Below are 22,948 nucleotides of genomic sequence, written 5' to 3'. Positions count from 1 at the left end.
TTTTCTTTAAATTAACGAAATATCAATTGCAAAACAAAATATGAGTTCAAACAAAACTATAATAGTTTCAAACAGATTACCATTACAGATATCCATAAAAGACAATTCCATTGAAGTTTCACCCAGTGTGGGCGGTCTAGCTACCGGAATGAAATCCGTTCATAAAGACGGAAATGGCCTTTGGATAGGATGGTCTGGTATACCTGAAGAAGACATTAACCCAAGCCTATTAAAAAAAGTAAAAGGACGCATTGAAGAAGCCAAATGTGCTTCTGTTGAACTCACCAAGCAAGATATTGAAGATTACTACCTCGGATTTAGTAATCGTACCCTGTGGCCATTATTTCATTATTTTATGGAATATACCGAATTTGAAACCAAGGAATGGGAAGCTTATAAAGCTGTTAATGAAAAATTTGCCAAAGTTGTTTTAGAACATGCTAATGACGGAGATACTGTTTGGGTTCACGATTACCAACTTTTACTGTTACCAGAGCTCTTAAAAAACAAAAAACCAAATCTAACCATTGGGTTTTTTCTACATATTCCTTTTCCATCTTATGAAATCTTCAGAACATTTCCATGGCGTAGTGAAGTGCTAACAGGCATGCTCGGTGCTGATCTTATTGGCTTTCACACCTATGACTACGAACGCCACTTTCTAAGTTCTATTAAACGTATTTTAAGATTGGACGTTAACTTTAATGAAATTAGCTATCACGATCGTCTTATAAAAGTGGATTCCTTTCCTATGGGTATTGATTATGACAAATTCCATAATGCGGCACTTGAGCATAACAATTCTGAAACCGAAAAATCGGATTTACAAAAGCGTTTGGACGACCATAAAGATCCAAAGGAGAATAAAAAACTTGTTCTTTCTATTGATAGGATGGATTACACCAAGGGAATACCGAATAGAATTAAAGCCTTTGAATATTTTTTAGACAACAATCCACAATATCAAGAAAAAGTACGACTCGTTATGTTGGCCGTACCATCACGATCAAACGTTCCGCAATACATTAAACTAAAGCGTGAAACCGATGAACTTGTAGGGCGTGTCAACGGAAAATTTGCGACTGTAAGTTGGACACCCATATGGTATTTCTACAGGTCACTTCCTTTTGACAACTTAATTGATTTATACACCTCTGCAGATGTCGCCCTAATTACGCCTGTGAGGGATGGTATGAATTTAGTGGCTAAAGAATATGTGGCCACAAGAACCAACGGTGATGGGGTATTAATCCTAAGTGAGATGGCTGGTGCCGCCAAAGAGATGAACGAGGCTATACTGATTAACCCAAACAGCTTTGATGATTTTTCAAATGCCTTAAAAAAAGGTTTGGAAATGCCATTAGAAGAACAACAGAGCCGAATAAAGATTCTACAAAAGCGCTTGAGGCGTTATGATGTTGAAAAGTGGGCCCATGAATTCTTAAGTGCCCTAGAAGCTACCAAGGAGCTCAAGGAGGTTATCGTAGCCAAAAAAATGACGGTTGCCGATGTTGCCACCATAAAGCAAAATTACCAAAAGGCGTCAAATCGCTTATTACTGCTAGACTATGATGGTACCTTAACAGGCTTCAAGGACAATCCTCAGGATGCTAAACCTGATGAAGAATTATTTAGCCTTCTTGACAAACTCCAAGCGCAAAAAGAAAATAATCTTGTCATTATCAGTGGAAGAGACAAACAAACATTTAACAAGTGGTTTAAAAATAAGCCTTACAACTTGGTTACGGATCACGGTGTCTGGTTGCGTGACAAAGGTGATTGGACAGCTTTGGAGCGTCTTAAAACGGACTGGATGGACCGCTTGCTTCCAATTTTGGAAACATTTGTTGATCGCACCCCTGGTACGTTCATTGAAAAAAAGAATTACTCCTTAGCTTGGCATTACAGAACAGCCGACCCGGAATTAGCACAAATAAGAACTACGGAATTAAAGACCGTTATTACAAGTATGATTGCCAACAATGACCTTTCTCTACTTGAGGGTAATAAGGTTATGGAAATAAAAAGCAGCAACGTAAACAAAGGACGGGCAACCAATAGATTAGTCGTTGAAGAGGATTATGACTTCATTATGGTAATCGGAGATGATTGGACCGATGAATATATGTTTGAAGAAGCACCTGAATCGTCCTTCACCATCAAGGTAGGTTATAAAAAGACAAAGGCTAAGTTTCAAATCAAGTCATCAGAACAAGTTAGGGATTTACTCGTGAGTTTAACCTAAACCTTATTGTAAATAAGGTATTTCAGAGGAAGGGTTACAGTGTTCATTAAAATTATTTTTGCCTTTTACAGCTACAATTATGATTGTAGATAGAGGTAAGCACTGCGGATATCAACCATATAATTCACTGAATACCCTTATTTAATCTGTTTGGAGCGACATTCTTCACTATGATTAGGCTCTGTAAAATTCGCCATAACTTTATTTCAACGCAAAGGATACAAAGACTAATTAACAAATTTTTAAAACACTAGAATGCATTATGTGGTATTTTTAGAGTCTAAAATTAAACTCATGAAATTTATTTTTATCCCACTTCTTTTTATATCCACCTTCTATGGCACAGCGCAAACCGATTCTAAAATCTACGATATCATTGACGCAGTCTCTGAAGACCGCTTGAGAACGGATGTAAAAACTCTGGCCGATTTCGGTACTAGGCATACCTTGAGCGATACGGTTTCGGACACACGAGGTATTGGTGCAGCACGACGCTGGATAAAAAAACAATTCGATAATATCTCGGCAGATTGTGATAATTGTTTGGACGTATTTTTTCAAAATAATTTTTTTGAAAAAGGCACTAACCAGCGGATTATAAAAGACGTGAATGTGGTGAATGTGGTAGCTATTCAACGCGGTACCAAATATCCAAATCGTTTTATAATTATGAGCGGTGATATAGATTCCCGGGTTTCAGATCCTACGGACTTCACCTCAGATTCGCCAGGCGCCAATGATAATGCCACAGGTATGGCTGGTGCTATTGAAGCCGCTCGCGTATTGTCTAAATATAAATTTGAAAATAGCATCGTATATCTAGGCTTATCTGGTGAAGAACAAGGTCTTTTTGGCGGACAAGGCATGGCAAAATATGCTCAGGATAACGACTGGGACATCATTGGAGTTTTAAACAATGATATGATCGGAAATATTTCTGGAGTTGATGGTGTCATAGACAATCGCACCTTTAGAATATTTTCTGAACCTATTACGACGGCAGAAACTGATGCAGAACGCCTAGCACGACAAGCACGAGCGCGTCGTTTTTATGGTGGCGAAGTTGATGGCATCTCTAGACAATTGGCCAGATATGTCTATAAAACAACTAGAACCTACATGCCAGAGATGAACCCTATGATGGTGTATCGCTTAGACCGTTTTGGACGCGGTGGGCATCACAGACCATTCAATGATGCCGGTTTTGCCGGACTTAGAATTATGGAAGCCCATGAAAACTACACACAACAACATCAAGATATCAGAACTGAAAACGGGATTAATTACGGTGATACTTTTGAACATGTGAACTTTCCCTATTGCAAAAAATTAACCGCAGTTAATGCGATAACCATGGCAAGTTTAGCGTCGGCACCACCTGCGCCATCAGAAGTTGGTATTGGCGGTATTGTGGAAGCCTCTGCCAAACTAAAATGGAATGCAGTGAATGGTGCTACAGGCTATAAGGTATATTGGCGAGACACAACCTCTCCGACTTGGGAGCATAGCCGTTACGTGGGAAATGTCACCGAATTTACTTTGGAAGGCATTGTCATAGATAATTTTTATTTTGGTGTGGCATCTGTTGGTGAGGATGGCCACGAAAGTGTCGTTGTATTTCCCAATAGCATCATTAGATAACGATTAGCAACGGACCACTTTGTGTCCATAGCATAATTTAAAATAATGAATAAAACCCTTATAACATTACTAGGCCTTGTATTATGTCTAAGCTGCAACGGACAAGGTCTTCTTTCAAATAAACAGAGCTTCACCAGACAAGACACCCTAAGAGGTAGTATCACACCCGAGCGTGCTTGGTGGGATTTAATCTATTACCATTTAGATATTGAGGTAAAACCAAATGAAAAATTTATCTCTGGTAAAAATACGGTGCACTACAAGGTGTTAAAGCCGTATCAAGTGATGCAAATAGATTTACAGGCGCCCATGGAAATTACGAAAGTGGTGCAAAATGAAAAGGAATTAAAAGTAATTCATGAAGGCAATGCCCATTTCGTGCAGCTTCAAGATGAACAGTCAATTGATGACCTAAACACTATTACAGTATATTATCAAGGAAACCCAAAAGAAGCGATTCGAGCCCCTTGGGACGGCGGTTTTTCTTGGAAAAAAGACGAGAATGGAAAGGATTTTGTCGCCACATCATGCCAAGGATTAGGCGCTTCCGTCTGGTGGCCCAATAAAGACCATATGTACGACGAAGTAGACAGTATGCTCATTAGTGTTACCAATCCAAAAGACTTAACAAATGTCTCAAACGGTCGTTTGCGTAAGCTCGAAGATTTAGGTGACAAAGTAAAATCGCATTGGTTTGTGTCCAATCCTATAAACAACTATGGTGTCAACGTAAATATTGGAGACTATGTAAATTTTTCGGAAGTCTATGAGGGCGAAAATGGCCCTTTAGACATGGACTATTACGTACTATCCTATAATTTAGAAAAAGCCAAAGCGCAATTTAAGGATGCACCGAAAATGATGGAAGCCTTTGAATACTGGTTTGGCCCCTACCCTTTTTATGAGGATAGCTTTAAACTGGTTGAGGTCCCTTATTTGGGTATGGAACACCAAAGCTCAGTAACTTATGGTAATCAGTATAAAAAAGGGTATTTAGGAAGGGACTTATCAGGAACAGGTTGGGGCTTGAAGTTCGATTTTATAATTATCCATGAAGCAGGGCATGAATGGTTTGCCAATAACATCACCTATAAGGATGCTGCAGATATGTGGATTCACGAAGGGTTTACAGCCTATTCGGAAAACTTATTCTTAGACTATTACTATGGTAAAGAAGCCTCGGCAGACTATGTAATTGGTACTCGGGCGAATATCAGAAATGATAAACCAATCATCGGACAATACAATGTTAACAATGAAGGCTCTAGAGATATGTATTATAAGGGTGCTAATATGTTGCACACACTAAGACAACTTATTGAAGACGATGAGCTATGGCGCGAAATTTTGAGAGGCCTTAACAGTGCATTTTATCATCAAACGGTCACCACGGCACAAATTGAAAACTACATTAGTACCAAAGCCAAAAAAGATTTGTCAGCGTTTTTCAATCAATATCTAAGAGACACACGAATTCCAACTTTAGAATATAATATTGAAAACAATCAATTGAAATACAGATATGTGGATATTGTAAAAGGTTTTGACATGCCAATCGAAGTTTTAATTGATGGTAAGGGACAATGGCTGTTTCCCAGTTCAGAATGGAAAGCAATGCCCATTAATACCACAGATTTTAAAGTCGATAGAGATTATTATATTTATTCCAAAAAACTATAAGTACTAAAACACCCCTAAAGTCCCCTCAAGGGAAAATCCAAAAGAGTTAAATGTTACAATTGTCCCCTTGAGGGGACTTTAGGGGTGTAACTATTAAGAAAAAATCAATTGAAATTTCCAGAGCTTTATTTTCAACGTGATGTCGAATGGTACGATTGGCTATTAGCAAACCATGTAAAGCACAAAGCTGTTTATTTAGTGTTCTATAAACTAGAAATGCAGATACCAACCATGCGTTGGGAAGAGGCTGTAAAAGTAGCCTTATGCTTCGGTTGGATTGATGCCACGGTAAAAAGTCTCGGTAATGGAAAACGTATCCAATATTTTACGCAACGCAACCCTAATAGCACTTGGAGCGCACTTAATAAAAAATATATTATCGAATTGGAAGCGGCAGGATTAATCCAAGAGGCAGGTTACAAGATGATTGAACTAGCCAAGAATACTGGGACTTGGACTGCCATGGACGATGTTGAAAATGGCGTTATTCCCAAAAACCTACAAAAGGCTTTTGATAAGAATCCACGTGCTTTCGAAAACTATCAAAACTTCTCTAAAGGCTATAGAAAAAGTTATTTGTCTTGGTTAAACAGTGCTAAACGCGAAGACACCAAACAAAAAAGAATCGCAGAGATTATAAAACTCTGCGATGCAAATATTAAAAGTCGTGGTATCTAATAATTCTATAATCCACTGATATAGCTCCCATAGGGATCTTGAAACTTTAAGCCTTCAGCATAGCGGTATTTACTGAGCTTTTTGTGCTGTACCAAGCCCCAAAGAATAAATTCCTTTTCAAAATAAACGTCCTTGTCATCAATGTCCGGTTGGTATTCTTCAACTAAAGCGTCCAAAGGTGTAATTTCGTCGAGTTTGGCCTTGTAGGTGGCATTATCAAAATCATCTAACAATTGAAATCCATCACCGTTAAAAAACCAAGATATTAAGTCGTCATAAGGGGTCTCTTCGTCTTGTTTTTGCAATTTTTCAATCTTTGGAAAATATTTTGGGAATAAGGTTTTAATGGCATTATCCAATAAAGACTGCGCCACAAAATCTGCGCCCTCTTGTTCACCTTCGTAAACCAATTCTACCTTGCCTGTTATACTTGGTATCACACCTATGAAGTCTGATAACCTTATGGTCGTAGAAGCATCACCAGATAGTAAAGCTCTTCTCTCGGCTGTGCTAAGTAGATTTTCAAATGCCGTAATACTCATACGTGCGCTCACACCACTTTTCACATCTACAAACTCACTCTCGCGCGCTTCAAAACTAATTTGTTCTAACAGGTCCTTGGCCAAATCCGGAATATAAATAGTGTCTTTTTGACGACTATCTAATTTAGCCTCTTGTGCCGTAATGGTTTTAGCGGTCTCTATAGTGTTGGGGTAATGGGTTAATATTTGGGATCCTATTCTATCCTTTAATGGGGTTACGATACTACCTCTGTTGGTATAATCTTCTGGATTGGCTGTAAAAACAAATTGCATGTCTAAAGGCAATCTCAACTTAAAACCTCTTATTTGAATATCACCTTCTTGTAAAATGTTGAACAAGGCAACTTGGATGCGCGCTTGTAAATCTGGTAATTCGTTGATTACAAAAATGCAGCGATTGGCCCTGGGAATCATGCCATAGTGAATCACCCGATCATCCGCATAACTCAATTTTAGGTTGGCAGCCTTTATAGGGTCTACATCTCCAATAATATCAGCTACAGTTACATCAGGCGTGGCCAGCTTTTCGGCGAAACGCTGATCTCTATGTAGCCAGGATATCGGTGTTTTATCTCCCTTTTCGTTTATGAGTTCCGTGGCGTAACGCGAGATAGGTTGTAAGGGGTCATCATTAATCTCTGAGCCTTCAACATAAGGAATATACTCGTCGAGTAAGTTAACCATCATGCGTGCCAAACGTGTTTTGGCCTGACCGCGAAGGCCTAGTAAGTTAATGTTATGTCTAGACAAAATAGCCCGTTCTAGTTCCGGAATTACAGTACTCTCATAGCCATGAATCCCTTCAAACGAAGCTTTCTTATCTTTAATGTTTTGAATTAAATTGTCTCTCAATTCATCTTTGATTGATCTTGACTGATAACCTGACTTCTTTAATTCGCCAAGGGTTTTTATTGTTTCTATTTTCATATTTTCATTTTAGAGCTAGACATAAACTAAAGAAAAACTGGATTCAAAAATCTCTTTTCTCTATTCTCTTTTCTTTATTCCCTAACTATCCTTTTATTCGTTTCTTTCTATTGTTTTCGTAATCTTCAAAAATCATTTCACCAAGACCTTTTAGTCCTGTATAAAAAGCCTTACCTCTATTGGCTTGGGTAAATTCCCTGATAAATCGCATCAGATAAGGGTCTTCAGCTATCATAAAAGTTGTAATTGGAATATGCAGTCGTCTGGCTTGTTGTGCCATGGCGTAGCATTTGTTGGTAATAAATGGGTCTAAACCATTACTGTTCTTATAATATTGTCCATCTGGCATACGAAGACAGCTCGGTTTGCCGTCAGTAATCATAAAAATCTGTTTGTTGGTGTTGCGTTTTCGTCGCAACATGTCCATGGCCAATTGCAAGCCAGCAACGGTATTGGTGTGATAAGGCCCTACTTTAAGATAGGGTAAGTCCTTTATTTTGATGGGCCAGGCATCATTACCAAACACCAATACATCCAAGGTATCTTTGGGATAGCGCGTCATAATGAGTTCAGATAAAGCCATGGCCACTTTTTTTGCTGGTGTAATACGATCCTCCCCATACAAAATCATACTATGACTTATATCAATCATTAATACAGTACTCATCTGACTTTTATGCAAGGTCTCCTCTACCACTAGATCGTCCTCGGTGAGATTGAAATCACCAACCCCATGATTGATTTGGGCGTTGCGCAAACTTTCGGTCATAGATACTTTTTCTATGGCGTCACCAAATTGATAGGACCGAAATTCACCGGTATGCTCATCACCTATACCAACTCCTTTGCTCTTGTGATTACCTGAACCACTGCGCTTTATTTTTCCAAAAATATGTTCTAGGGCTTGCTGTCTAATGGCCCGTTCTGTTTTCTCTGTAATCTTAAGGCGGCCTTTGCCTTTGCCCTCTCCTTCGCCCTCACCATCTTCAGTGGGATCTATTTCTTCCCGGATATAACCTTTGTTTTTGAGATCTTCAATAAAATCGTCAATGGTATATTCCGGTGTGGTAAGCTCGTATTCCTTATCTAACTGTCGCAACCAGTCAATAGCTTCATCAAAGTCGCCCGAGGTATAGGTGATAAGTTCCTTAAAAATCTCGAAGAGTTTCTCAAAAGGCGATTGGTTGGGTGCCTCATAAGTTTTGAATACAAAACCCGATTTTTTCATATTGTTATTCATAGCACTATAAAAATAACGCTTTTTAAAGTCTGGATAAAAGCATTAACAACTATTTTAGATTTCAATCCCAACTTTTCATTAATTTTAGCCTTCACTAAACGAATCCAAACTAATGAAACGATTTTTTACCCTTGTTATGCTGCTATGCATAACACTTCTTTCTTCACAAGAATTTTCAATGGACATGGTCAAAAACATGACAATCCGAAATATCGGTCCTGGCGGTATGTCTGGTCGTGTTACCGCTATTGATGTGGTCACCGAAAATCCAGATGTGATGTACGTTGGCACCGCTTCTGGCGGCCTTTGGAAATCCACCTCGGGCGGCATTAAATGGGAGCCTGTTTTTGATAAGGAACTGACCGCTTCCATCGGTGCAGTTGAAATTCAGCAATCTAATCCAAGCGTCATTTGGGTCGGCACAGGAGAAGGCAATCCCCGAAACTCACTAAACGGCGGGTATGGTGTTTATAAGTCATTGGACGGCGGAAAATCGTGGATGGCTATGGGTCTGGAAAAAACAAGACATATTCATCGCATTATCGTAGATCCGACCAATCCAGATGTGGTGTATGTTGGAGCAATAGGCTCACCTTGGGGCGAACATCCCGAGCGTGGGGTGTTTAAAACTACAGATGGTGGCAAAACATGGAATAAAATATTGTTCGCCAATAATAAAACCGGTGTAGCCGATTTAATCATGGATCCAACCAATCCAAACAAATTATTTGCAGCCCTATGGGAACACAAGCGCGAACCCTGGTTTTTTAATTCGGGTGGTGAAGGTTCAGGTTTGCACATGACTCATGACGGCGGGAAAACCTGGAAAAAGCTAAGCTCTGAAGATGGCTTACCAAAGGGTGACTTAGGACGTATCGGTGTAGCGATTGCCCCAGGAAAACCAAACGTTGTTTATGCACTTATCGAAGCAAAAAAGAATGCTCTCTACAAAAGTGAGGATGGTGGCTTTACGTGGAAATTGATTAACGATAAAAGTGATATTGGCAACCGCCCTTTTTATTATTCTGAAATTTATGTGGACCCACAAAACGAAAACAGGGTTTATTCTGTATTTACCTATGTAAACGTTTCTGAAGATGGCGGAAAGAATTTCGATGAATTGATGCCAGCTTATGGCGCCTATAATGGTGTTCATCCTGATCACCATGCCTGGTGGATTCACCCCACGGACGGTAGTTTTATGATTGACGGTAACGATGGCGGTATGAACATAACCCACGATGGCGGTAAAACATGGCGTTTTATTGGGAACTTACCAGTAGCACAGTTTTATCATATTGCCGTTGATAATGAATATCCATATAATGTATATGGTGGGATGCAAGATAATGGCTCTTGGCGAGGCCCAGCCTATGTATGGCGTGCGCAGGGCATTAGAAATAGCTATTGGCAGGAAATTAGTTTTGGTGACGGCTTTGATGTAGTACCAGACAAGGACGACTCACGTTACGGATGGTCCATGAGTCAACAGGGTTACGTTAGCCGCTACGATTGGCAAACGGGCAATAATTATAGTGTAAGACCTATACATCCTGATCCTGAGGTTGAATTGCGTTTTAACTGGAATTCAGCCATTAATATAGACCCTTTTGATAATAGCACTGTTTATTTTGGAAGTCAATTTGTGCATAAATCAACAGATAAAGGCGAAACCTGGACCGTGATTTCGCCAGACTTAACCACCAACGATCCTGAAAAACAAAAACAATCGGAAAGCGGCGGTTTAACCATGGATGCGACTGGTGCAGAAAATCATACCACCATTCTGGTTATAGAACCCTCTCCGGTTGAAAAGGATATGTTATGGGTAGGGACAGATGACGGTCGTGTGCATTATACCACAAACGGTGGCATGGAATGGACAGACGTCTCAAAGAATCTCAAAGGATTACCCGAAGGCAGTTGGATTGCTCAAATAAAAGCATCCAATAAAAATAAGGGCGAAGCGCTTTTAATCGCTAATGATTATAGACGCTTCAACTACATCCCTTATGCCTATCGCACTAAAAACTATGGTAAAACGTGGGAACGCATTGTGGACGAGACAGATGTTCAGAGCTACACCTTGGCTATAGTTGAAGATATAGAAGAACCCAACCTCATGTTCTTGGGTACGGATGACGGTTTGTATGTATCCTTAGATGCAGGTGAAAAATGGACGAAATGGACAGAAGGTTTCCCCACAACTTCGGTTAAGGACCTAGTTATTCATCCCAGAGAACACGATTTGGTGATTGGTACATTTGGTCGTGCGGCTTGGGTATTGGATGATATTAGACCCTTGCGTGAAATGGCTCGAAATAAAGCCGTAATGACTTCTAATATTAAACTATTTGATCCACCCACAGCCTATCAAGCAGCCTACCAGCAACCAACTGGAAGCCGATTTGGCGCTGATGCGTTGTTCCAAGGTGAAAATCGCAGTGGCGGAGCAAGATTCTCGTATCTATTCAACAAAAAAGAAATGCCAAAATCTGATGATGATGAAAAGGACTCAGAGGATGGAGACATAGATGAAGACGAGGAAGAAACCGAAAAAGACGACTCTAAAGTTAGCTGGGATTCCCTGACCTTAAAACTTTATGATGGTGAGCGTTTAATACGCACCTTAACCTCTAAGGCTCCTAAAGAAAACGGTATTCACAATTGGACCTGGTATATGGATGAGGCTGGTGCGGATAGACCTTCGCGTACGATACGAAAAAGAAACCGTGAATCTGGTGGTGTCAGTGTAAAACCTGGTACTTACAAAGCTGTTTTGCATTATGGAGATCAACTATCTGAAACCAAAATCACTGTGGCATCAGATCCTAGATTAAACGTGTCTCAAAAGAACATTGATGAAGTCTATGCGGCCTCAAAGGAATTAGAAAAAATACAGCAAACCGCAGCTGATGCCGTAAAACAATTGGTAGAAAGCAAGACTATTGCCGAAAAGTACAAGAAAGACCTTAAAAAATTAGATAAGGAGAAATTTAAGACTCAAATTGAGGCTTCCGACAGTATTGTAAAATCCATCGATACCCTTATAGACAAATATTTGGGTAAAATAGATAAACGCCAAGGCATTACCAGAAATCAAGAAGTGACACCTTTGCAACGCTTAGGCACGGCTCGTAGTTATATTTCCAATAGTCAAAATGGCCTAACGGCAACCGAAACAACCTTGATACAACAAGCTAAAGATGCCATGAAGCCTTTGTTAAGTGAGACAAATGCTTTTTTCAATTCAGGCTGGAAGACTTACCAAGATAAAATGAAAACCCTTCAAGTCGATCCGTTTAAAGCGATAAAAACGTTTGGTATTGATTAAAGTTATAGAGGACTTATTAAAAAATGCCCTAGGAAAATAGGGCATTTTTTTATTCCATCCACTTTAAACTGTGATAATCTTCTATTTTAATTCTTTTTCCTGAGGTAGAAATGATATCCTCTTTCTTAAATTGGGATAAAATCCGAATAGCTGACTCTGTGGCCGTGCCCACAATACTTGCATAATCCTCACGCGACAGTACAATGCTTAAGTAACCATCATCATCGGTGCCAAAATTATCATGAATATACATGAGTATTTCAGCCATACGGCGCTTTACGGATTTTTGTGCCATGTTCACCAAAGATTCATCAGAATCCTTTAAATCCTCAGCCATAGTTTTTAAAACGTCCATCGTAAACTTAGGATTTTTATTCAAATCATCCATAATTTCGCTTTTAGGGACGAAGCACATTTCCATATCATTTAAGGCCACTGCACTGAGATTGGTTTTTTGTTCAGTCACCAAGGAGCGCTTACCAAGTAACCCTCCTTTAACCACAAGCTTCACCACTTGATCTTTACCGTTTTCACTCATTTTTGTGAGTTTACAAACCCCAGATTTCACGCAATAAACACCATTAAGGGTTTCTCCTTCTTCAAAAATGACATGACCTTTTCGGAAGATTTTTGCCGTTTTACATGCGGAGACCCGCATAAGCTCTTCTCTTGTTAAGGATTTTAATGCATTAAATTCCCTAACAATACAAGATTCACATTTACTCATACCTATTGATTTAGTAGTGGAAATATAAAAAAAACCTGACAAAAATCATATTTTATTAGTGCACAAAAGCAAATATTTGCAATCAGGTATAAAAGAGTAAATTGTGTAATGGAGAACAAGTCTTGTTTTCATTGTGGTGATGATTGTGGAATCCATCCAATCATCGTAAATGACAAATCGTTCTGCTGTAATGGCTGTAAGACCGTCTTTGAGATCTTTAGCGAAAACGAGTTAACCTGTTACTATGATTTACAGCATTCCCCTGGCACCATTCCTAAAGAAGTTGCAGGCAAATACGATTTTCTAGCACAGGATAATATCATAGAAAAACTGACGGAGTTTAGAAGTGATACTTTAGAAATCGTCACCTTATACATTCCTCATATCCATTGTAGTTCGTGCATCTGGATTTTAGAAAACCTCAACAAACTGAACACGGATATCAGTGATTCACAAGTGAATTTTGGTAAGAAGACCGTGCGTATTAGCTATAATTCAGAAAAGACCAATTTAAAGGATGTGGTTCTCCTCTTATGCAGTATTGGCTACGAGCCTTACATCAGTTTGGAAGATTTCCAATCGGGCAAAAAGCATATTAATAGAACCCTCATTTACAAATTGGGTGTAGCAGGATTTGGATTTGGAAACATTATGTTCCTCTCCTTTCCTGAATATTTTGAGGTCAATGAATATTGGTTGGAACAGTACAAGCACTTGTTTCGCTGGCTGATGTTCGCCTTATCGCTTCCCGTTGTTTTCTATTCGGCCCAAGACTATTTTATATCGGCCTACAAAGGTCTAAGGTCAAAGCTACTCAATATAGATGTGCCCATTGCCTTAGGGATAACGGTTTTATTTCTTCGAAGTACCATAGAGATAATCTTTGATTTAGGCTCAGGCTTTTTCGATAGTTTGGCCGGCTTGGTGTTCTTTCTTTTAGTCGGGAAGTACTTTCAACAAAAAACATATGATTTTTTGTCCTTCGAAAGGGACTACAAATCCTACTTCCCTATCGCCATTACCAAGATTGATAAAGATGGCCATGAAGACAGCATCCAAGTTTACGATATTAAAAAAGGAGACCGTCTGCTCATCAGAAACGAAGAACTCATTCCTGTGGACGGTATTCTCATTAACGGTCGGGGAAAAATTGACTACAGTTTTGTGACAGGAGAATCCCAACCTGTGTCTAAGGTCTCTGGTGATAAACTTTTTGCAGGAGGTAAGCAAACCAGTGGTGTTATTGAGCTTGAAGCTTTAAAATCCGTAGAACAAAGTTATCTCACCCAATTATGGAGCAACGATGTCTTTAATAAAAACAAGGAAGACGAGTTTACCACTATTACTAATACCATCAGCAAACACTTTACGATTACCATTTTAAGCATTGCACTCATAGCCACTACATTTTGGCTAGTTATAGATGCCAGTAAGGCAATGAATGTTTTTACCGCAGTACTAATTATAGCTTGTCCTTGTGCCATTGCCCTATCTGCACCCTTTACCTTTGGCAATCTACTTCGTATTTTCGGAAAACTTAAGTTCTATGTGAAAAATGCTGGTGTTTTAGAACAGCTTGCAGAAATTGATACGATTATTTTTGATAAGACCGGTACCATAACCTCTAACAAGTCAAGCCATGCCATTTATGATGGTGAAGGTCTAACCCAAGATGAGGCCTTGGTATTAAAAAATTCACTTAGAGGGTCTAATCACCCCTTAAGTCGGACCCTTTACGATATTCTAGAAACACATGATATTGTTACGCTAGACCATTTCAATGAACATATCGGTAAAGGTATCGAAGCGCAGCATCAGGCTGTTAATCTAAAGATTGGCTCAGCCCATTTTGTTGGCAGTCCAATGGAGCAATCTGCCCTTAATACAACAGTGCACATTAGCAGCAACTCTAATTACAAGGGTAAATACACCTTTTACAATAGTTACAGAAAGGGCGTCGCCAAATTGTTCAATGCATTAAAGCCGCATTTTGATTTGGTGATTTTATCAGGAGATAATGAAGGTGAACGGGAAAATTTGAAAAAACTCTTACCTGCTAAGACTAAGCTCATTTTCAATCAAAAGCCTGAAGACAAGTTAGAGTATATCAAATATCATCAATCCGAAGGCGCTAAAGTGCTGATGATCGGTGATGGCCTCAATGATGCCGGAGCCTTGGCACAAAGCAATGTGGGTATAGCCATTTCAGAAGATGTTAACGTGTTTTCACCCGCTTGTGATGCTATTTTGGATGCTTCAAAATTTAAACACTTGTTTAACTATATAAAAGCTTCAAAATCAGCAATTAAAATTATAAAATGGAGTTTTGTCCTATCGTTCCTATACAATATTGTAGGATTATATTTTGCAGTTACAGGACAATTAGCACCTGTAGTAGCTGCCATATTAATGCCTTTGAGTTCTATAAGCATCGTAGTTTTTACAACCCTATGTACTAATTTTTTAGGACGAAGATTAAAATAAATTATCCGATATGATAAATGTCATGTTTTTCATACAAAGACCATATTATTTTTGAACCATAACTTCAGTAGGTATGAGCGTTATATATATTTTGTTAACTGTTAGCGTCATTGTTGGCGTGGCTTTTTTTATTGTCTTTTTATTAGCTGTAAAATCTGGTCAATATGACGATAGCTACACACCTTCTGTCCGAATGCTTTTTGAAGATGAACTCGTCAAAAAACAAACTAAACAATCAACTAAATCAAAAACAGACTAATTACATTAACTATGGAAATGCAACAGTTTTATTACGATAACAAAATCGTTAAAAAATTCATCTACGCGACCATATTGTGGGGAGTTGTTGGCATGCTAGTAGGTCTACTACTAGCTTTTATGTTTCTATTCCCTAACGTTACCGATGGTATCTCGTGGTTGAGTTTTGGTCGATTGAGACCACTTCACACCAATGCGGTTATTTTCGCTTTTGTGGGTAACGCTATTTTCGCCGGAGTCTACTACTCCTCGCAGCGTCTACTAAAAGCAAGGATGTTCAGTGACTTATTAAGTAATTTTAATTTCTGGGGGTGGCAGCTCATCATTGTAGGTGCAGCTATTACACTACCGTTAGGATTTACAACCTCTAAGGAATACGCTGAACTCGAGTGGCCTTTTGACATTGCCATCGCCCTTGTGTGGGTAGCCTTTGGCGTCAATCTTATAGGCACCATACTAAAGCGCCGTCAGCGTCATTTATACGTGGCCATTTGGTTCTACATCGCTACGTTTGTTACCGTTGCGGTCTTGCATATTTTCAATAGTTTGGAATTACCGGTAAGTGGACTGAAGAGTTATTCGGTTTACGCAGGTGTTCAAGATGCCTTGGTACAGTGGTGGTATGGGCACAATGCCGTGGCATTCTTCCTAACCACACCATTTTTAGGATTGATGTACTACTTCGTTCCTAAGGCGGCAAATAGACCTGTGTATTCCTACCGCCTATCCATAGTTCACTTTTGGTCTTTGATATTTATATATATCTGGGCCGGACCCCATCACCTGTTATACACCGCTTTACCAGAATGGGCACAACACTTAGGTGTAGCCTTCTCTGTAATGCTTATTGCTCCATCTTGGGGTGGTATGATAAACGGTCTATTAACACTTCGAGGCGCATGGGACAAAGTCCGTACAGATCCTGTGCTTAAGTTTATGGTGGTTGCCATTACAGGTTATGGTATGGCCACATTTGAAGGACCAATGTTATCCCTTAAAAACGTAAATGCCATAGCCCACTTTACAGATTGGATCATTGCACACGTGCACGTTGGCGCCTTAGCTTGGAACGGTTTCTTGGCCTTTGGTATGATCTATTGGTTAATCCCTAGGTTATTTAAAACCCGTATGCACTCAATTGGACTAGCCAATCTGCACTTCTGGGTAGGTACACTTGGTATTATCCTTTACGCTTTACCTATGTATGTGGCAGGATTTACACAAGCTAGTATGTGGAAACAATTTAACCCGGACGGTACACTTGTTTACGGTAACTTCCTAGAAACAGTTACAGAAATAATGCCGATGTATTGGATGCGTGCTATTGGTGGCACCTTGTATATCACTGGTATGCTTATACTTGTGTACAACGTGGTTATGACTATTGTAAAATCTGATTCTAAGGTTACCGATGAATTGGCCGAAGCCCCTGCACTTAAGCGCGTAGCAAAAGGTAGGGTTGCTGGAGAAGGCTGGCACACGTGGTTAGAGCGTAAGCCTGTACTTTTGACTATTTACGCCACCGTAGCAATTTTAATTGGTGGTATCGTACAGATTATTCCAACCTTAGTGGTTGAGTCTAATATCCCAACCATTAGCAGTGTAAAACCTTACACCGCATTAGAGTTGGAAGGACGTGATATTTATATAAGAGAAGGTTGTGTAGGCTGCCACTCGCAAATGATAAGACCCTTTAGAAGTGAAGTAGAGCGTTTCGACTGGACCAATGATAAACAATATTCTAAAGCCGGTGAATACGTTTATGACCATCCCTTCCTGTGGGGCAGTAAACGCACAGGACCAGACTTGCACCGCATTGGTGGTAAGTACTCCGATAACTGGCACTTTAACCATTTTTATGACCCGCAGACCACATCGAGTGGTTCCATTATGCCATCGTACAAATGGTTGATAGTTGGCGAAGGGGCCAAATTAAACAAATCCATGACAGAAAAGAAAATGGAAGCCATGGTTTCCTTAGGTGTTCCTTATACTGAAGAGGATATTGCTAATGCTCAAGCCTCCATGTTAGCACAGGGCACCCAAATTGAGAAGAACCTTTACAACGATCCTGATTTTGTAGCGTCGTATGAAGCAGATAAAGCAGCTGGCGGCGAGAACTTTGTAGAAATGCGCAATCGCGAAATAGTAGCGATTATTGCTTACCTACAGCGTTTAGGTACCGATATAAAAGTTAAGGATACAGAAAATCAAACCGTTCAAAACTAATTTGCTATGCTAAAATTTGTAAAACATCATATGGAAAGTATCACCGGGATAGAAATCTATCCCTTGATATCCCTAGTTATTTTCTTTGTCTTCTTTGTAATCCTGTTTTATTGGGTAATTACAGCAAAGAAAGACTACATCACTAAAGTGAGTAACATACCATTAGAAAACCAAAACGACAGCTTATCATGAGAAAACTAATCCCATCATACATTAGAGTGCCCTTGGTATTTTTTACCATAGTCGGCTTAGTGGAATACTTTATAGATTCAGGGGAACAACCTGCATTTATGCAACCCGTGGTATTGTTATTCTTAGTGTTGGTCCTTGTTATACTGCTAGCAATTGAAGGTATTGTAGGCTCTATTGATAACATTCTATTTCAAAGTCTGGACGAGGAAGCTAAAGAACGCTACTTGGCTAGAAAGACTGAATTCCCCATACTCGATAAAATTAAGGCCCTCTATAAAAAGTTACTTGGTAGTAAGCCCATTGAAGAGGAGGGCGAAATTATCCTGGACCATAATTATGATGGCATAAAGGAGCTTGACAATAATTTACCACCATGGTGGCTCTATGGCTTCTATATCACCATCATTTTTGGTGTGGTATATATGATCCGTTTCCATATTCTAGGAGCAGATGATCAATTTGTGGAATATGAAGTGGAATATGCCGAAGCACAACGCGCTATTGAAGAATACAAGAAAACTGCTAAAAATCTGGTGGATGCTAATACGGTTGAAGTATTAGCGGATGCCTCAGATTTGAGTGCAGGAAAGAAAATTTTTGAAACCAACTGTGTGGCCTGTCATATGGCAGACGGTGGTGGAGGTATCGGACCTAATCTTACAGATGAATACTGGATTTTAGGCGGAGGCATTAAGAATGTCTTTAAAACAATAGCTGAAGGCGGTAGAGCTGGCAAAGGTATGGTGTCCTGGAAATCTGATTTATCACCATTGGAAATGGCTCAAGTGGGAAGTTATATTTTGCAGTTCCAAGGAACAACACCTGCAAATCCCAAAGCTCCTGAAGGCGAAATCTGGGTGGACGCATCGCTCAAGGATACCGAAACCGGAGAGGAAGTCCATGATGTAGACATCAAAATAGATACTGAAGATAAGATTGAGGATACTGACACAGAAGAAGGTGCTTCAGAAGCAATGGAGACCACAACTGTAGCATCGAACAAGTAAAAGAGAAAGTTAAACATTAAAATCAGATTGTTCTGAACTCCTATGGAAACGCCAGAAAATGAAGTTTTTAGAGATTCCATTGCTACCATTAGTGAAGAAGGTAAGCGCAATTGGATATTTCCTAAAATACCTTCAGGACCTTTTTATGAGAAGCGAAAAATAGTAAGCTATATCTTATTGGCCTTTCTATTTGCTGCACCATTTATTAAGGTTAATGGTAATCAATTCCTAATGTTCAATGTCCTAGAGCGACGATTTAACATATTTGGATTTCCATTTTGGCCACAAGACTTTCATCTGTTCGTTATCTCCATGATTATTGGTGTGGTGTTCATTACACTCTTCACCGTTGGTTTTGGCCGCATCTTCTGTGGGTGGATTTGTCCACAAACTATTTTTATGGAAATGGTTTTTAGGCGCATAGAGTTTTGGATAGATGGTGACCGAAATAAACAAATGCGTTTGGCACGGCAAAAATGGGATGCTGAAAAAATTAGGAAACGACTGCTGAAGTGGTTTATATTCCTGATAATTTCATTTCTTATTGCCAATGTCTTTCTGGCCTATTTAATAGGTGGCGATAAGTTGCTAAAATATATTACAGATGGTCCTACCTCGCATATGGGTACTTTGATTCCGCTGTTAATATTTACAGGCGTATTCTATTTTGTCTTTGCGTGGTTTAGGGAGCAGGTATGTATTATTGCTTGTCCTTACGGCCGCTTACAAGGGGTACTATTAGACAATAAGTCCATAATCGTGGCCTACGACCATAAACGCGGTGAAGCCGAAAATGGCAGAAAGAAATTTAGAAAGGGTGAAGACCGTGAAGCCCTGGGCTATGGTGATTGTATTGATTGCTTCCAATGCGTGCATGTATGTCCAACAGGTATTGATATCAGAAACGGTACCCAATTGGAGTGCGTTAACTGTACTGCCTGTATTGACGAGTGCGACACAATCATGGAAAAAATCAATCTGCCCAAAGGACTCATCCGTTACGCGAGCGAAGAAAATATTGAGAAAAAAGCACCATTTAAGCTTACAGCCCGAATGAAGGGCTATATCGCCGTACTTGTGATATTAATCGGCGTACTTGCTGGGATGTTGGCATTGCGAAACGATGTGGAAGCTAGGATTTTACGGTTACCAGGCCAACTGTACGAAAAGAAAGATAACAATATTATAAGTAATGTATACACCTATAAATTAGTCAATAAAACGTCTAAAAATATAGAGGATGTTAGTTTTAAGCTCAGAGGTACAGAAGGCACCATTGAGCTCGTCTCGACTTCAGACAGCTTTACGGTAGATGCCCAAGGCCTTGCCGAAGGTACCTTATTTATAGAATTAAACCAGGCTGATTTACCTGGAGATAAGCATGAATTAATGATTGAAGTGTACAGCAAGGACGAACTTATTGAAACGACTTCGGTAACGTTCTTAGGGCCTAGACGCTTTAATTAAGGTTAAACAAAAAACAATGGAGGGTCCTGTAACACAGGATAAACAGATATGAAAATAAATTGGGGAACCGCAATCGTTATTGCATTTATAGGATTCATTTCCTTTATCATGTACTTTGTTATCAGTATGAGTACAGACTCAAAGTACGAGCACGACCTAGTCGTTGAAGACTATTACCAACAAGAACTAGAGTTTCAGAAGGATATTGACAAGGAAACCAACGCCCATACCTTAAAAACAAACATCAGATGGGAAACAACGGAAGCGGGTGTTCTCTTAACCTTCCCTCCAGAATTAGATTATAAACTTATAGAAGGCAAAGTGTTCCTATATAGACCATCTAACAAACAATTAGATTTTGAAATTCCTATTTCTTTATCTAACCACAATTTGCTCATACCTGACAAACGTTTGTTGGATGGTCGTTGGAACATAACCATAGATTGGAGCTACAAAAATAATTCCTATTTATTTAAACAAGCCATCACGTATTAACTATGTTAGTATCGGCACTTATACTTGGATTATTAGGAAGTTTGCACTGTGTTGGCATGTGCGGCCCTATTGCCTTTATGCTGCCGGTTGACCGTTCTAATTCCTTTAAAAAAGTAAGCCAAATCGGCGTATATCATGTCGGCAGACTGCTCGCCTATAGCCTTATTGGATTGATATTTGGTCTCGTTGGCAAAAGCCTTTATATTTTTGGATTGCAACAACAGTTATCCATTGCCATAGGAGTTCTAATGATTATTCTAGTGCTGTTACCCTATAAAACGGTTGGAAAATACAACCTGTCTAGACCATTGCAAACGATTATTGCTAAAGTGAAATCCAATTTAGGGCAAGCCCTAAAAAAGAAAACAGCCGATACCTTTATCACTATTGGCTTTCTCAATGGCTTTTTACCTTGTGGTCTGGTTTATATGGCAGTCTTTGGCGCAGTAGCTACGGGTAGTCTCTTAGAAGGTAGTTTGTACATGGTGTTATTTGGCTTGGGTACCATTCCGTTAATGACCACAGCCATTTATCTAGGAAAATTTCTAAACACTACCGTTAAACAGCGTATTCAAAAAGCCATTCCCATTGTTGTAGTTCTTATTGGAGCACTTTTTATTTTAAGGGGCCTAGGTCTTGGTATTCCTTATATCTCCCCGGCTCCTGTTGTTGAAATGGCATCAAGTGCTATAGACTGCCATTAATTTTTATAGCTTTCTTACTCACACGTTCGTTTCAAACCCCAGTGCCCATATCTATGTGATTTGATATTGGTTATATCGATTATTTTATAGAAGATGACGTGTTTTTTGCCAATGACAGTGACATTGGTGCCAACCTACATCTTAGGCTAGATTACAGATTCTAATAACAATAACGCCAAAGCCCTATCAACTTTGGCGTTTTTACTGCTATTAAACCTACCAACCAACATGTACACGTACCGAAAGACTTTAAAGAACTAAATCTTAAACGTCATTACAGGTAAGGTGCTATGGTTAGCGATATCTTCGGATATACTTCCTTCAAAGAAATGGGCCAAGCCCTTTCTGCCATGCGTAGCCACAGCGATAAGATCAGCTCCAATCATATTCGCAAAATTCAAGATACCCTTTTCTATGGAGTAGTCTGAAACGATATGGACATTAGAGAGATTATCTAGGTCGCCATCCGCTTTCTTCAAGAACAGCGATACTTTCTTATCAATCTCCGCTGAACTTCTAAAGTTACCATCTGGTGAGTTTACATAGACCAGGTGCATTTGAGCACCGAGCTTTTTAAAGGTGACCTTTGCATTGATATAAGGAGTAATGGCTTCATCGGAAAAATCACTAGCGAAGACTGCATTTTCAAAATCGAGCAAAATAGGATTGTGTTTAATTACCAACACAGGAATATCTGAATGGCGCACCACCTTCTCGGTATTAGAGCCCACAAGAACTTCCTTAACTCCGCTAACGCCGTGCGAGCCCATAACGATAAGATTAGCGTTTAACTCGTTAGCCACATCATTTACCTCACTAAATACCTTAAAGTGCTTTACTATAGGTGTAATCTTAATCCCTTCGAGATAGGGCTTGTCTAAAAAGGCGTCAAACTTTTGCTCCGCCAGTTTTAGATAAAATACGGCTTCCTCATTAATGGATTCTCCATTTGATGTTAAAATGGCATTAGATAATTCTAGCATATGTAGCACGATAAGCTCTGAACCGTATTTCTGTGCGAGGTTGGCTGCCGCCTCTAATGCGTATTCTGAGTGTTCAGAAAAGTCTATGGGCACTATTATTCGTTTCATAGGTCTA

At 39.5% G+C, this 22,948-nt stretch carries 17 protein-coding genes; 13 read left to right on the top strand and 4 right to left on the bottom strand.

Features of this window, described 5'->3' with window-relative positions:
- Nucleotides 1–40 precede the first annotated feature (40 nt).
- From CA834_RS10355 to CA834_RS10340, 4 genes are all read left to right on the top strand, one after another.
- Nucleotides 41–2,245 carry a bifunctional alpha,alpha-trehalose-phosphate synthase (UDP-forming)/trehalose-phosphatase gene (locus tag CA834_RS10355; protein ID WP_094968629.1) on the top strand — a complete coding sequence of 735 codons (2,205 nt, stop codon included), beginning with the start codon at nucleotides 41–43 and terminating at the stop codon, nucleotides 2,243–2,245.
- A 294-nt stretch (nucleotides 2,246–2,539) separates the two neighbouring features.
- Nucleotides 2,540–3,886, top strand: coding sequence for a M28 family peptidase (locus tag CA834_RS10350; protein ID WP_094968780.1), 1,347 nt, complete (start codon nucleotides 2,540–2,542; stop codon nucleotides 3,884–3,886).
- A gap of 45 nt (nucleotides 3,887–3,931) precedes the next feature.
- Nucleotides 3,932–5,566, top strand: coding sequence for a M1 family metallopeptidase (locus tag CA834_RS10345; RefSeq protein WP_094968628.1), 1,635 nt, complete (start codon nucleotides 3,932–3,934; stop codon nucleotides 5,564–5,566).
- 108 nt (nucleotides 5,567–5,674) lie between these two features.
- On the top strand, nucleotides 5,675–6,244 hold the full coding sequence (locus CA834_RS10340; protein ID WP_094968627.1) for a YdeI/OmpD-associated family protein: 570 nt from the start codon (nucleotides 5,675–5,677) through the stop codon (nucleotides 6,242–6,244).
- A 5-nt stretch (nucleotides 6,245–6,249) separates the two neighbouring features.
- Here CA834_RS10340 and CA834_RS10335 read toward each other — a convergent pair whose 3' ends face one another.
- Together CA834_RS10335 and CA834_RS10330 are read right to left on the bottom strand one after the other, a co-directional pair.
- Entirely contained in the window at nucleotides 6,250–7,713 is a 1,464-nt protein-coding gene (locus CA834_RS10335) for a MoxR family ATPase (RefSeq protein ID WP_094968626.1), read from the bottom strand.
- Nucleotides 7,714–7,798: 85 nt separating this feature from the next.
- Nucleotides 7,799–8,953, bottom strand: coding sequence for a vWA domain-containing protein (locus CA834_RS10330; protein WP_094968625.1), 1,155 nt, complete (start codon nucleotides 8,951–8,953; stop codon nucleotides 7,799–7,801).
- A gap of 112 nt (nucleotides 8,954–9,065) precedes the next feature.
- On the opposite strand from CA834_RS10330, the gene CA834_RS10325 reads away from it, so the two are divergent.
- Entirely contained in the window at nucleotides 9,066–12,287 is a 3,222-nt protein-coding gene (locus tag CA834_RS10325) for a VPS10 domain-containing protein (RefSeq protein WP_094968624.1), read from the top strand.
- A gap of 49 nt (nucleotides 12,288–12,336) precedes the next feature.
- Here CA834_RS10325 and CA834_RS10320 read toward each other — a convergent pair whose 3' ends face one another.
- Entirely contained in the window at nucleotides 12,337–13,014 is a 678-nt protein-coding gene (locus CA834_RS10320) for a Crp/Fnr family transcriptional regulator (protein WP_094968779.1), read from the bottom strand.
- Nucleotides 13,015–13,122: 108 nt separating this feature from the next.
- Between CA834_RS10320 and CA834_RS10315 the strand changes: the two genes are divergently transcribed.
- From CA834_RS10315 to CA834_RS10280, 8 genes are all read left to right on the top strand, one after another.
- Nucleotides 13,123–15,498: a heavy metal translocating P-type ATPase gene (locus CA834_RS10315; RefSeq protein ID WP_094968623.1), complete on the top strand. Its 2,376-nt coding sequence runs from the start codon at nucleotides 13,123–13,125 to the stop codon at nucleotides 15,496–15,498.
- Between the two features lie 73 nt (nucleotides 15,499–15,571).
- Nucleotides 15,572–15,757, top strand: a complete 186-nt coding sequence (ccoS, locus tag CA834_RS10310) for a cbb3-type cytochrome oxidase assembly protein CcoS (RefSeq protein WP_094968622.1) — start codon at nucleotides 15,572–15,574, stop codon at nucleotides 15,755–15,757.
- A gap of 11 nt (nucleotides 15,758–15,768) precedes the next feature.
- Nucleotides 15,769–17,985: a cytochrome-c oxidase, cbb3-type subunit I gene (gene ccoN, locus CA834_RS10305; protein ID WP_094968621.1), complete on the top strand. Its 2,217-nt coding sequence runs from the start codon at nucleotides 15,769–15,771 to the stop codon at nucleotides 17,983–17,985.
- Between the two features lie 6 nt (nucleotides 17,986–17,991).
- The gene (locus tag CA834_RS10300; RefSeq protein ID WP_094968620.1) at nucleotides 17,992–18,177 is read left to right on the top strand and encodes a CcoQ/FixQ family Cbb3-type cytochrome c oxidase assembly chaperone; all 186 of its coding nucleotides are present in this window, start codon (nucleotides 17,992–17,994) and stop codon (nucleotides 18,175–18,177) included.
- Entirely contained in the window at nucleotides 18,174–19,184 is a 1,011-nt protein-coding gene (locus CA834_RS10295; protein WP_094968619.1) for a cbb3-type cytochrome c oxidase N-terminal domain-containing protein, read from the top strand. Before CA834_RS10300 ends, CA834_RS10295 begins: the two co-directional genes overlap by 4 nt.
- A gap of 42 nt (nucleotides 19,185–19,226) precedes the next feature.
- Nucleotides 19,227–20,651 (top strand): cytochrome c oxidase accessory protein CcoG, encoded by a 1,425-nt coding sequence (ccoG, locus tag CA834_RS10290; RefSeq protein ID WP_094968618.1) that lies wholly within the window; start codon nucleotides 19,227–19,229, stop codon nucleotides 20,649–20,651.
- A 48-nt stretch (nucleotides 20,652–20,699) separates the two neighbouring features.
- Nucleotides 20,700–21,146, top strand: a complete 447-nt coding sequence (locus CA834_RS10285) for a FixH family protein (protein WP_094968617.1) — start codon at nucleotides 20,700–20,702, stop codon at nucleotides 21,144–21,146.
- A 2-nt stretch (nucleotides 21,147–21,148) separates the two neighbouring features.
- Complete coding sequence (locus CA834_RS10280; RefSeq protein WP_094968616.1) at nucleotides 21,149–21,850, top strand: sulfite exporter TauE/SafE family protein; 702 nt, start codon at nucleotides 21,149–21,151, stop codon at nucleotides 21,848–21,850.
- A 257-nt stretch (nucleotides 21,851–22,107) separates the two neighbouring features.
- On the opposite strand, the gene CA834_RS10275 is transcribed toward CA834_RS10280, so the two are convergent.
- Nucleotides 22,108–22,941 (bottom strand): universal stress protein, encoded by an 834-nt coding sequence (locus CA834_RS10275; RefSeq protein ID WP_094968615.1) that lies wholly within the window; start codon nucleotides 22,939–22,941, stop codon nucleotides 22,108–22,110.
- Nucleotides 22,942–22,948: the final 7 nt, after the last annotated feature.

Source organism: Winogradskyella aurantia, assembly GCF_002266855.1.
Lineage (GTDB): Bacteria > Bacteroidota > Bacteroidia > Flavobacteriales > Flavobacteriaceae > Winogradskyella > Winogradskyella aurantia.
This window is presented reverse-complemented; position numbering and strand designations above follow the sequence as displayed.

Coding starts and splice junctions, on each gene's coding strand:
- CA834_RS10355 (WP_094968629.1), top strand. CDS start 41: ATGAGTTCAAACAAAACTATAATAGTTTCAAACAGATTACCATTACAG.
- CA834_RS10350 (WP_094968780.1), top strand. CDS start 2,540: ATGAAATTTATTTTTATCCCACTTCTTTTTATATCCACCTTCTATGGC.
- CA834_RS10345 (WP_094968628.1), top strand. CDS start 3,932: ATGAATAAAACCCTTATAACATTACTAGGCCTTGTATTATGTCTAAGC.
- CA834_RS10335 (WP_094968626.1), bottom strand. CDS start 7,713: ATGAAAATAGAAACAATAAAAACCCTTGGCGAATTAAAGAAGTCAGGT.
- CA834_RS10330 (WP_094968625.1), bottom strand. CDS start 8,953: ATGAATAACAATATGAAAAAATCGGGTTTTGTATTCAAAACTTATGAG.
- CA834_RS10325 (WP_094968624.1), top strand. CDS start 9,066: ATGAAACGATTTTTTACCCTTGTTATGCTGCTATGCATAACACTTCTT.
- CA834_RS10320 (WP_094968779.1), bottom strand. CDS start 13,014: ATGAGTAAATGTGAATCTTGTATTGTTAGGGAATTTAATGCATTAAAA.
- CA834_RS10315 (WP_094968623.1), top strand. CDS start 13,123: ATGGAGAACAAGTCTTGTTTTCATTGTGGTGATGATTGTGGAATCCAT.
- ccoS (WP_094968622.1), top strand. CDS start 15,572: ATGAGCGTTATATATATTTTGTTAACTGTTAGCGTCATTGTTGGCGTG.
- ccoN (WP_094968621.1), top strand. CDS start 15,769: ATGGAAATGCAACAGTTTTATTACGATAACAAAATCGTTAAAAAATTC.
- CA834_RS10300 (WP_094968620.1), top strand. CDS start 17,992: ATGCTAAAATTTGTAAAACATCATATGGAAAGTATCACCGGGATAGAA.
- CA834_RS10295 (WP_094968619.1), top strand. CDS start 18,174: ATGAGAAAACTAATCCCATCATACATTAGAGTGCCCTTGGTATTTTTT.
- ccoG (WP_094968618.1), top strand. CDS start 19,227: ATGGAAACGCCAGAAAATGAAGTTTTTAGAGATTCCATTGCTACCATT.
- CA834_RS10285 (WP_094968617.1), top strand. CDS start 20,700: ATGAAAATAAATTGGGGAACCGCAATCGTTATTGCATTTATAGGATTC.
- CA834_RS10280 (WP_094968616.1), top strand. CDS start 21,149: ATGTTAGTATCGGCACTTATACTTGGATTATTAGGAAGTTTGCACTGT.
- CA834_RS10275 (WP_094968615.1), bottom strand. CDS start 22,941: ATGAAACGAATAATAGTGCCCATAGACTTTTCTGAACACTCAGAATAC.